Below are 13,105 nucleotides of genomic sequence, written 5' to 3' on the forward strand. Positions count from 1 at the left end.
GCGATAGGATAGGTTCCTGTTGCTGTATAATCAACTGAGTTTGCACTCCACGTATAGGTCTCCCCTGAGCAGATAGTCGTCGTGGTGATGATTTTTGCAGGCTTCGGAGTAACCGTCAGCTGAAGCTCCTGGTCCGCCGTGCATCCGTTGTTTGCTATCGGATAAGTTCCGCTAACTGTATAATCAACTGAGTTTGCACTCCATGTATAGGTCTCCCCAGAGCAGATAATTGCTGTGGTGATTACTTTTGCCGGCTTCGGAGTAACCGTCAATTGAAGCTCCTGGTCCGCCGTGCATCCGTTGTTTGCGATAGGATAAGTTCCTGTTGCTGTATAATCAACTGAGTTAGTACTCCATGTATAGGTCTCCCCTGAACAGATGGTCGCTGTGGTGATAACTTTTGAAGGCTTCGGGGTTACTGTCAACTGCAGTTCCTGGTCTGCCGTACAGCCATTGTTTGCGATAGGATAAGTTCCGGTTGCTGTATAATCAACTGAGTTAGCACTCCATGTATAGGTCTCCCCTGAGCAGATCGTCACCGTGGTGATGATTTTTGAAGGCTTCGGAGTAACCGTCAGCTGAAGCTCCTGGTCCGCCGTGCATCCGTTGTTTGCGATCGGATAAGTTCCGGTTGCTGTATAATCAACTGAGTTAGCACTCCATGTATAGGTCTCCCCTGAGCAGATCGTCGCCGTGGTGATGATTTTTGAAGGCTTCGGAGTAACCGTCAGCTGAAGCTCCTGGTCCGCCGTGCATCCGTTGTTCAGTATTGGATAGGTTCCTGTTGCTGTATAGTCTGTCGCGTTTGCACTCCATGTATAGGTCTCCCCTGAGCAGATTGTTGCTGTGGTGATTACTTTTGCAGGCTTAGGGGTTACTGTCAACTGCAGTTCTTGGTCTGCCGTGCATCCGTTGTTTGTGATAGGATAAGTTCCTGTTGCTGTATAATCAACTGAGTTAGCACTCCATGTATAGGTCTCCCCTGAGCAGATCGTCGCCGTAGTGATTACTTTTGCCGGCTTCGGAGTAACCGTCAGCTGAAGCTCCTGATCCGCCGTACATCCGTTGTTTGCGATCGGATAAGTTCCTGTTGCTGTATAGTCTGTCGAGTTTGCACTCCATGTATAAGTCTCCCCTGAGCAGATGGTCGCTGTGGTGATTACTTTTGCCGTCTTCGGGGTTACTGTCAACTGCAGTTCCTGGTCTGCCGTACAGCCGTTGTTTGCGATAGGATAGGTTCCGGTTGCTGTATAATCAACTGAGTTAGCACTCCATGTATAGGTCTCCCCTGAACAGATGGTCGCTGTGGTGATGATTTTTGAAGGCTTCGGAGTAACTGTCAGCTGAAGCTCCTGATCCGCCGTACATCCGTTGTTTGCGATCGGATAAGTTCCCCCAGTTGTATAATCAACTGAGTTTGCACTCCATGTATAAGTCTCCCCAGAGCAGACTGTCGCTGTGGTGATCACTTTTGCCGGCTTAGGGGTTACTGTCAACTGCAGTTCCTGGTCTGCCGTGCATCCGTTGTTTGTGATAGGATAAGTTCCTGTTGCTGTATAATCAACTGAGTTAGCACTCCATGTATAGGTCTCCCCTGAGCAGATGGTCGCTGTGGTGATAACTTTTGCCGGCTTAGGGGTTACTGTCAACTGCAGTTCCTGGTCTGCCGTACACCCATTGTTTGTTATCGGATAAGTTCCCCCTGCTGTATAGTCTGTCGAATTTGCACTCCATGTATAAGTCTCCCCAGAGCAGATAGTCGCTGTGGTGATTACTTTTGCCGGCTTCGGGGTTACTGTCAGCTGAAGCTCCTGGTCTGCCGTGCATCCGTTGTTCAGTATTGGATAAGTTCCTGTTGCTGTATAATCAACTGAGTTAGCACTCCATGTATAGGTCTCCCCTGAACAGATGGTCGCTGTAGTGATGATTTTTGAAGGCTTCGGAGTCACCGTCAGCTGAAGCTCCTGGTCCGCCGTGCATCCGTTGTTCAGTATTGGATAGGTTCCTGTTGCTGTATAATCAACTGAGTTTGCACTCCATGTATAAGTTTCCCCTGAGCAGATAGTCGCTGTAGTGATGATTTTTGAAGGCTTCGGAGTAACTGTCAACTGCAGTTCCTGGTCTGCCGTACAGCCATTGTTTGTTATCGGATAAGTTCCCCCAGTTGTATAATCAACTGAGTTTGCACTCCATGTATAAGTCTCCCCAGAGCAGACTGTCGCTGTGGTGATTACTTTTGCCGGCTTCGGGGTTACTGTCAGCTGAAGCTCCTGGTCTGCCGTGCATCCGTTGTTCAGTATTGGATAAGTTCCTGTTGCTGTATAATCAACTGAGTTAGCACTCCATGTATAGGTCTCCCCTGAACAGATGGTCGCTGTAGTGATGATTTTTGAAGGCTTCGGAGTCACCGTCAGCTGAAGCTCCTGGTCCGCCGTGCATCCGTTGTTCAGTATTGGATAGGTTCCTGTTGCTGTATAATCAACTGAGTTTGCACTCCATGTATAAGTTTCCCCTGAGCAGATAGTCGCTGTAGTGATGATTTTTGAAGGCTTCGGAGTAACTGTCAACTGCAGTTCCTGGTCTGCCGTACAGCCATTGTTTGTTATCGGATAAGTTCCCCCAGTTGTATAATCAACTGAGTTTGCACTCCATGTATAAGTCTCCCCAGAGCAGACTGTCGCTGTGGTGATCACTTTTGCCGGCTTAGGGGTTACTGTCAACTGCAGTTCCTGGTCTGCCGTACAGCCGTTGTTTGTTATCGGATAAGTTCCCCCTGCTGTATAGTCTGTCGCGTTTGCACTCCATGTATAGGTCTCCCCTGAGCAGATGGTCGCCGTAGTGATGATTTTTGAAGGCTTCGGAATTATAGTAACGGTTACTGCCGTTCTGCTACTCTCACAGTCATTTGTAGTTTGACTTACATAATAAGTTCCATTGATAAGAGTTTCTGTTCCTACATATAATGTTCCTCCAGATGAGGCAGTGTACCATTTTAAATTATCTCCAGTTGCCACTAAATCATTTACTTTTTTTGCATCAATTGCGCAAAATGTCTGAGATGAAGCTATTGGAGCAGAAGGAATAGCATTAACTGTTACATTCACTACTGTTGAAGATGCACTAAAACAACCAGAAGCATTTGAAACCTGAACACTATAATTTCCTGAATTCGCAACTGTAATAGATTGGGTTGTTGCTCCATTGGACCATAAATATCCTATTCCGCTACTTGAAGTCAAAACAACATTTCCACCTGTGCAGAATGTTGTTGGACCCCCTGTAGAAATACTTGGCGTAGCAGGTGTAGGATTTACTGTAACTGCTACCAAGATTCGTCCGCTTTCACAATTATTAAGCGTTTGGCTTACATAATAATTTCCTGATGATAAAATTTCCGTTCCGTTATAAATTGTCCCACCTGAACTTGCACTGTACCATTTTTTTGTTGCACCTGAAATTAAAGTAACCGCCAGATCATTGACTGTTTTATTATCAATCGCACAAAATGTTTGAGAATTAGCAGTTGGAGCTGCTGTATTGTTTACCGTAACTGCTACTGCTGTTCTTGCACTTTCACAACCATTTAAAATTTGGCTAACATAATAAGTTCCGGAAGCTAATACCTCAGTTCCACCATAAGCTGTTCCACCTGAATTGGCATTATACCATTTTTTAGTTGCACCTGAGATTAAAGTAACCGCCAGATCATTAACTATTTTATTATCAATCGCACAAAATGACTGAGCTGAAGATGTGGGCGTGGCAGTTGTATTTACTATTACTGCAACTGCAGTTCTTGTACTCTCACCACAAGCATTTGACTGGCTAACATAATAAGTTCTTGTTGTCAATAATTCAGTTCCGGTATAGACTGTTCCAGTTGTTGCGGCATTATACCATTTTTTTGTCGAACCTGCAGTTAATGTAACCGCTAAGTCATTAACTGTTTTGGCATCATTGATACAAAACGTCTGAGATGACGCAGTTGGTGCAGATGGAACATTATTTATTGTTACTGCTACTAAAGTTCTTGCACTTTCCACACAACTACCTGCTGTCTGGCTTACATAATAATTTCCAGTAACTAAAGTCTCGGTTCCTACATATTGCGTTCCTCCCGTTAATGCATTATACCATTTTAAATTACTTCCTGTAGCAATTAAATTATTTATTATTTTATTCTCAGCAGCACAAAATGACTGAGCTGCAGCCACTGGTGCTGAAGAAGAGCTTATTGTTACCTGAACTGATCTTCTATCACTTTCACAGCCATTTGCCCCGGTTTGACTTACATAATATGTACCTGCAGTTAGGACAGTATTCGTTGCATATTGTGTTCCATTTGTAGAAGCATTATACCATTTTAAGTTAGTACCTGTCGCTACCAAATCGCCTACAGTTTTATTTTCAGAGGCACAAAACGACTGATTAGATGCTGTTGGAGTAGCTGGTTTAAGAGTAACTGTTATCGAATTGGAACTTTCACTAATACATCCTGAACTGCTAACTATTCTAAGTGAGTAAACTCCATCAGTATTAATTGTAATACTTCGGGTCGTTGCTCCTGTTGACCATAAATAACTGCTTCCTCCATATGAACTCGAATTACCATCTGACCTTAAAGTGACATTTCCAGCGGTACTGCCACAAGATGCCTGGCCTGAATTCACACTAATTACTGGAACATTAGGTTTTGGATTCTGAGTTACAACAACTGATTTTACAACTGAACATCCTTCATCTGAAACAGCTTTTATATAATAAGTTCCACCAATTGCCGAAGTTGGATTTGCATACACTGCAGTTGCCGCGGCATTTGTAAAATATGAAAAAGTCAAATTATTTGAACTTCCGGCAGTAACTGCGGCCGCTGTTAAATCACCAGTTGCAGGTGAACAAACAGCTATAGTATTAGTTACAAGAGTAACAACAGGTTTTGGATTTACCGCCGCACTAGCCGAGTTATTTGCGGTATTTGTATCTATTGAAGTCGGCAATGATGCTGTATTTGTATAATTTCCAGATGATTTTACAGTTGCTACAATTTTTAATGTAACTGATGTTTGAGCATCTACATCACCAATACTCCAAGTACCTGTTGCAGAATCATAAATACCAATTGAAGGAGTTGAGCTTACATAAGTATATCCTGATGGAAGCAAATCATTTACAGAAACTCCTGAAACATTATTTCCTCCTAAATTGCTGACTTTAACAGTAAATTCTACATTAGATCCAATACATGGCGATGCATTATCAACTGTTTTTGTGATTCCTAAATCGGTACATAAAGTAACAGTAACCGCCTTTGATTGCGTTTGAGCTCCACAAGCTAAAGTTGATGATACCGAATAATTACCTGTTTTAGTAGCTGTATAAGTTGATGAATTTGCGCCACTAATAGCCGTCCCATTAAAATACCATTGGTATGGAGCAAAATTTGCTGGAGTTGTAAGTTCTGCCGTATTGTTAGTACACCCTCCACCAGAAATATAAGTTAAAGTTGGGTCTTCTGGCTGAGCGGCAAAATTCGAGAAAAATCCTGCCATTGAGAATCCCCCTCCTTGCTGTACAATTGATACCGTCATTTTAGTATCGCTTGCAATAGAAAGAACATTTGGACTTCCAATTTGCGTATCTTCAAAATTTATCAAATACCAGCCTGTTGTTCCCAATTGATGACGAGCTGCAATACCACTCACCGTTTCAATATTTGTTCCGTTGACCATTACAGCATCAGTAGCACTTCTTAAAAGAATATACCCAAAATAAGGCAATGAACCAGTACCATAATTTCTAAATTTTGCTGTCTCAATAAAATTAGAACCTCCACACTCAGATACAGGTGCAATTGTAGATATATCAACTTCACAAGATTGTGCTGTTCCTGAATATACCACAATTTTTTTATCTGCAGAAACACGAGATGCAGAAAACGGTGTTGCCAAAATACCATTATTAAAAGTATGAAAACTTCCTGCAGTTGCTAATAGTACATTTGCAGTTCCTGTCAAAGTACCGGTGGTTGAATAAGTATTTATTACTAAATTGGTATTATCTTTTGTTGCAACTACTGTGGTTTTCTCTGCAGTATCATTTCCCTTTCCTCTTTCAATAAAATACTCAGTCCCTAAAACTGATTCTGGAGGAATTTGATTATAAGCACTATCACCACAACCGTCAGGTGTATCAATTGCTGCTGATGTATTCATAACGGCTAGACTTGAAGACTCCACTAACGTTCCTATATCTGCTTTAAATAAATAACTTTGCCCTGCGTTTAAAGTCGTAGTAACAAGATTATTTATTTTCACTGTGGTATTATCAACCGTAGCCATAATGGTATAAATCGGTCGCTGGTCACCATAATTATTAAAGTTCCCTAAAGAACCATCCCTGTAATAACCCACTCTAAATCGTACTCCAAGCCCTGCATCACCAAAACTTGTCAATGCAGCATTACCCTTCAGATATCTATCATCATTTTGACCCGAATTATCATCAGAAGCAACATTTCGCATATTTACAGATGTAGGTCCTGTACTCGTAACAATCAATCCTGCCCCATTAATTACTGTATTAAGTGCATACATTGGAAGATCTTTTGCCAAAAGTGTAAATCTGTAAATTGCTGGACTACCCTTTACCGCTGATAAAGTTGTTTCTACTGTGCCATTACTCTTAGCCAATGTAATACTTACTGGCGTTTCCGAATTTGTTGCAATTACAATTTCATTTGATTTACTGAAATACTGCCAAGGTGCTGGTGCTATATAGTGTTTTGTATAAAACTGAGCCGAAGCACTATAACTAATCAGTAATAAAAATGCAATAAAAAAGGTTAGCCTAGAAAATCTAGACTGATTAGAAGTAGAGTTACGCATACGCAAGTGAGATTTGAGAGCAAATAGTGTAAACTGAAAAACCTGACATGGTTTTCAGTATATAGGACAGATACGAAAAATTATAGGGATTGGATTTTGAATAAAAAATAAAATCTTTCTTGAGATTTTTATCAAAATCAAAATACATTTGAACCTTTAAAGGCTCAAGACATAAAAATCGTCTCATAGGTTATTTGGTAGTTTTGGTGTCGCGAAAGTATATAAACACCTAATAACTAGCTACATTAGTCGACAAACTACCTATAAAAACGTTGAACAACATCTTTTTTCGACTAAATTTAATTTCAAGAATCGTTAAAATTGATTTTTTCACAAAAAAACAGAGTAATTTTCTTAAATCATTGCAGATAACATACAATTATCAAAGTTTTTAAAAGAAAAGCATTAAAATTTCCTACAAAACAAACAACATTAAACAACATGATTTTTTTTAACACTTGTTTGCCCTTTTTTTTACTTTCCGAATCAAATTGATTTTTTATTTTATAAATCTATTTTTACGAAGAATATTTTTCTTCAGACTATTTTATCTAGCAAAGGAAAACAGTATTTATTTTTTGACTTATTTTACTAGCAAGTCTAAAACAAAAATAAACTGAATGATTATCAATGTTTTAACACCATAAACAAATAACTTTATAAATCAATAAAGTTTTAAGCATAATTTGAAATTCTATCTCGTTGGTAGTAAACTGAATCAACCTTGCATACATTTATATAAGATAAAATCTACAATAAAATTATTGCTAGTAGTAAAAGGAAATTAAATTTAGAAAATATACAATGAAACAAATTATGAGTGAATGCGTCATTGGTCGATAATTATTATCGACAAAATACCATGAGTGTATTTTATTTCTTACAGAGGCAAAAAGACACACGTATTAAACTAAACTATAACCTCTTACAAAAATGTGTCCTATTAGAATCAAAATTTAAAAATAAAATAAGGAAGCAAATTAGCTTCAATTTTTATTCTAAAAAATTGATATTTCGTTTTAATCCCTCAAACTTGGTTCTTTTAATTGGAGAATTTTTAAAAACTATTCGGAAAGTTTCTTCTGTAATTTCAGTCCAATCTTTTTTTGAGAAAGAAAGTAAATCAGGATTAGGATTAAATAAAGGTTCTGAATGAGGTTTTGAAAAACGATTCCATGGACAAACATCTTGGCAAGTATCACATCCAAACATCCATTCATCAAATTTTCCTTTCATCTCATACGGCAGATTTTCTTTTAATTCGATTGTATAATAAGATATGCATTTGCTTCCATCAACAACATACGGAGCAACAATTGCCTGTGTGGGGCATGCATCAATACAAGCAGTACAAGAACCACAATGATCCGTTACTTTGTAATCATATTCTAAATCGAGATCCAAAATAAGTTCTGCAATAAAATAAAAAGACCCTACTTTTTGAGTTATTAAATTGCTGTTTTTCCCTATCCATCCCAAACCGCTTTTTGCAGCCCAAGCTTTGTCCAAAACGGGTGCAGAATCAACAAAAGCTCGGCCTGAAACCTCACCAATATTCTCTTGAATCGAATGCATCAGTTCTTTTAGTTTTTCTTTAATAACAAAATGATAATCCTGACCATAGGCATATTTTGATATTTTAAAACTATCACCATTTTGAGATTCCGAAGGGAAATAATTAAGAAGAAGGGAAACTACACTTTTAGCATCATCAACTAATAAAGTTGGATCTAAACGTTTGTCAAAATGACTTTCCATATAAGTCATTTGACCGTTGTGGTTGTTATTTAACCACTTTTCAAGACGAGGCGCTTCGTCTTCCAGAAATCCAGCTTTAGATATGCCACAAGAAAGGAAACCGAGCCTTTTAGCTTCTTCTTTTATAAACTTTGAATATGTTTCTTTCGAATTAATACTCATCTTTTAGACAATGAAATTTCAACATTAACAGGTTTCAAAGTGACCAATGGATTAAATTCTACCTTGGCTGTATTTGATACAATAACATAACGTTTGACAATTTGAGAGATTGCCAAACACATTTCATAAATAGCAAAACCAGACCCAATACACATTCGTGGTCCTGCCCCGAAGGGATAAAAATATTGCAACGACTGTTTCTTTTGTTCTCCAAGAAATCGTTCTGGAATAAATTTATGAGGATCTGGCCAATATTTTGGATTTCGATGCAATTCGTAAAAAGAAACTCCAAGCAAAGTTCCTTTTTTGATTTTAAAATCAGCAACAACATCATCCTCGAGATTTTGTCGATCTGTAATCCAAGCAGGAGGATATAAACGCATCGATTCATTCAAAACCGCATTTATGTACGTCATTTTTTGGAGCTGTTCAATAACATTATCTGTCTGTAATTCAATTTCAGTAATCTCATCAAAAACCTTTTGCTGCACTTCAGGATGAGTTCCTAAAAAATGAAGGGTAAAAGTCAACGCATTTGCCGTCGTTTCATGACCTGCAATAAACAAAATTTTAATTTCATCAATCAATTGTTGCATTGGCATAGATTCTCCAGTATCCTCATAACGAGTTTCCATCAACATATTAAGCAAGTCGCTGAAATCTCCATTTGAAGCACTTCTCTCCTCAATAATTTCCTGAATGATTTTGTTATTTTCTTCAGCTAATTTTAAATGCTTTTTAACCTGGCCACTTAATGAAAACCATAAAGCTTTATGAGGAAGCCTAATTTCTTTAACCAAAAACTTTTGAACTTCTTCAATTATAAATTTAATTCTATGAAGTTTTTCTTCAGAAATTGAAAATTCAAATAATGATTTTGCCACAACATTAAAAGCTAATTGACTCATTGCTGGAAAAGCATTAAAACTTTCATTTTCTTTTAAACTGTCGATTTCATATATAATAGTCTTATTCATATTTTCTACAAGCATATTCATTTTTTGTTTATGAAATGCTGGCTGAATAAGTCTTCGCTGTTTTAACCAAAAATCACCATCACTTGTTAAAAGCCCTTTTCCTAAATATTTAGAAAGATAGACAGACTGAAACTTTGACTTATGATAGTTCTTTTGATTCTTAACTAAAATATACTGTGCAATTTCATTATCTCTTGACAGAATCAAGTGTTTAGAAAATCCTATTTTTAAAGAAAATGAATCACCCAATTTATCAAAATATCTTTTATGAAAAGGTATTGGATTTCTACGGACACCTTCAGCATCAAGAAAAAATCTAGATATTGGCAGTTTATTAGGATAATTATATTTTTTGTCTGAAGACATAAAAAAAAGATTTAAAATAAACCTCCCTGAATATTAGTGTTTATTTTACCAAGATGTTTATACGCTTTATCAGTAACCTCGCGTCCACGAGGAGTACGCATAATAAATCCTTCTTGAATTAAAAAGGGTTCATAGACTTCTTCAATAGTTTCGCTGCTTTCAGAAACCGCAGTTGCTAAAGTTGAAAGTCCAACTGGGCCACCTTTAAATTTATTGATAATAGTCAATAAGATTTTATTATCCATTTCATCAAGTCCATTTGCGTCAACATTTAATGCTTTTAAAGCATACTTTGAAATTTCTATATCGATTCTTCCATTTCCTTTTATCTGGGCAAAATCACGTACTCTACGTAATAGTGCGTTAGCAATACGAGGAGTTCCACGGCTGCGTCCCGCAATTTCAATTGCTGCTTCCAGATCAATAGGCATTTTTATAATAGAAGCACTTCTCTCAACAATTGTCGTTAAAAGTTCAGTGGTGTAATATTGTAAACGAGATGAAATCCCAAAACGAGCTCTCATTGGAGCAGTCAATAATCCTGAACGGGTAGTCGCACCAATTAAAGTAAATGGATTTAAATTGATTTGAACCGTTCTTGCATTTGGTCCAGATTCAATCATAATATCAATTTTGAAATCCTCCATTGCCGAGTACAAATATTCTTCAACAACAGGGCTTAATCGATGGATTTCATCAATGAACAAAACATCTCTCTCATCCAAATTAGTTAACAACCCAGCCAAATCACCAGGCTTGTCTAATACAGGACCAGAAGTTATTTTAATTCCAACTTGAAGTTCGTTGGCCAATATATTTGCCAATGTCGTTTTACCAAGTCCAGGAGGTCCATGAAAAAGAGCATGATCAAGAGCTTCTCCACGCTGATTAGCTGCAGCAACAAAAACTTTTAAATTTTCTAAAACTTGATCTTGTCCGGCAAAGTCATCAAATGACAGCGGACGCAATCTTTTTTCAAGATCTAATTCTTCTGGGTTATATCCTTTTGTAGTAGGATCAAGATTTTCATTCATCCTACAAAGATATAGAAACTAATCAGTTTGTAAAACAGTAAACCTGAACGTTTAAAATTTTAACTAAACAAAAAAGACTATCATTTCTGATAGTCTTTCTTAAAATATTTTTAGTGGTGTAAAACTTCTTCACCTTCTTTCATCGGTACATTTTGAGGAACAAAATCTACATCATGATTTGGGTTACTATAGTCATACGGCCAACGATATACATGAGGAATTTCACCTGGCCAGTTCCCGTGAATATGCTCAACAGGAGTAGTCCACTCTAATGTTGTAGATCTCCATGGATTCTGCACTGCTTTCTTACCGTAGAAAATACTGCTAAAGAAATTGTACAAGAATACTAATTGGAACGCACCTCCTACAAGAGCGAATGTTGTAATTAAAACATTCACATTTTGTAAATCATCAAATAATGGGAAGTTTGTGTTTGTATAATAACGTCTTGGTAAACCAGCCAATCCAATAAAGTGCATTGGGAAGAATACTCCATAAGCACAAACAGCAGTTACCCAAAAGTGAATATAACCAAGGTTTTTATTCAACATTCTTCCGTACATTTTAGGAAACCAGTGGTAAATACCAGCAAACATTCCATAAAGTGCAGAGATACCCATTACTAAGTGAAAGTGAGCAATAACGAAGTAAGTATCGTGAACGTTAATATCTAAAGTACTATCTCCTAAAATGATTCCAGTTAAACCTCCAGTGATGAAAGTCGAAACCATTCCAATAGAAAATAACATTGCAGGGTTAAATTGTAAGTTACCTTTCCATAAAGTTGTAATCCAGTTAAACGCTTTTACAGCAGATGGAATTGCAATCAATAAAGTAGTAAAAGTAAATACAGATCCTAAGAATGGATTCATACCGGAGATAAACATGTGGTGGCCCCATACAATAGTTGATAAGAACGCAATTGCAAGAACTGACATGATCATCGCTCTATATCCGAAGATTGGTTTACGAGAGTTCGTAGCCATAATTTCAGAAACAAGACCCATTGCTGGCAAGATTACGATGTAAACCTCAGGGTGACCTAAGAACCAGAATAGGTGCTCAAACAATACTGGAGAACCTCCTTGGTAATGTAAAACCTCTCCAGCTATGTAGATGTCTGATAAGAAGAATGAAGTACCAAAACTTCTGTCGAAAATCAATAATAAAGCTGCAGACAATAATACTGGGAATGAAATAACACCAATAATAGCTGTTACAAAAAATGTCCAGATTGTAAGAGGAAGTCTCGTCATAGACATTCCTTTAGTTCGTAAATTGATAACAGTTACAATGTAGTTTAAAGATCCCATTAAAGAAGATGCAATAAAGATAGCCATTGAAACCAACCATAAAGTCATACCAGTTCCAGATCCAGGGATCGCTTGTGGCAATGCACTTAATGGAGGATAAATTGTCCAACCTGCAGAAGCTGGTCCAGCTTCAACAAATAAAGAACATAACATTACTACAGCAGACAAAAAGAACAACCAGTATGAAATCATGTTCATAAATCCAGAAGCCATATCTCTTGCTCCAATTTGAAGCGGAATAAGTAAGTTACTAAAAGTTCCACTCAATCCAGCCGTCAGTACAAAGAATACCATGATGGTACCATGAATTGTAACTAAAGCAAGATAAATATCATTTGCCATCACACCATCAGGTGCAAATTTGTCTCCTAATAAAACATTAAAGATTTTGAAAGACTCTTCCGGCCATGCCAATTGCATTCTGAAAAGCAAAGACATAGCAATACCAATAATTCCCATAATAATACCTGTAATCAAGTATTGCTTAGCAATCATTTTGTGATCAATACTAAAAATATATTTAGTAATGAATGTGTCTTTATGATGATGTTCGTGCTCGTGATCGTGTCCGTGATCGTGACCGTGCGCTTCTGCTGACATATATGTGTACT

4 protein-coding genes and 1 pseudogene are annotated in these 13,105 nt (G+C 37.6%); all 5 read right to left on the reverse strand.

Annotated elements, in window-relative coordinates; translation table 11 throughout:
• A pseudogene (locus EV145_RS22455) lies at nt 1-6,884 on the reverse strand (DUF11 domain-containing protein); the annotation flags it as partial.
• A 993-nt stretch (nt 6,885-7,877) separates the two neighbouring features.
• Entirely contained in the window at nt 7,878-8,804 is a 927-nt protein-coding gene (gene queG, locus EV145_RS17165; protein WP_133526421.1) for a tRNA epoxyqueuosine(34) reductase QueG, read from the reverse strand.
• Nucleotides 8,801-10,147, reverse strand: a complete 1,347-nt coding sequence (locus EV145_RS17170) for a cytochrome P450 (RefSeq protein WP_133526422.1) — start codon at nt 10,145-10,147, stop codon at nt 8,801-8,803. Before EV145_RS17170 ends, queG begins: the two co-directional genes overlap by 4 nt.
• Before the next feature lie 11 nt (nt 10,148-10,158).
• Nucleotides 10,159-11,181, reverse strand: coding sequence for a Holliday junction branch migration DNA helicase RuvB (gene ruvB / locus EV145_RS17175; protein WP_133526423.1), 1,023 nt, complete (start codon nt 11,179-11,181; stop codon nt 10,159-10,161).
• Nucleotides 11,182-11,291: 110 nt separating this feature from the next.
• The gene (locus tag EV145_RS17180) at nt 11,292-13,094 is read right to left on the reverse strand and encodes a cbb3-type cytochrome c oxidase subunit I (protein ID WP_133526424.1); all 1,803 of its coding nucleotides are present in this window, start codon (nt 13,092-13,094) and stop codon (nt 11,292-11,294) included.
• Between the last annotated feature and the right edge of the window lie 11 nt (nt 13,095-13,105).

The sequence above is a fragment of the Flavobacterium sp. 245 genome, from assembly GCF_004362055.1.
In the GTDB taxonomy this organism is placed as follows: domain Bacteria; phylum Bacteroidota; class Bacteroidia; order Flavobacteriales; family Flavobacteriaceae; genus Flavobacterium.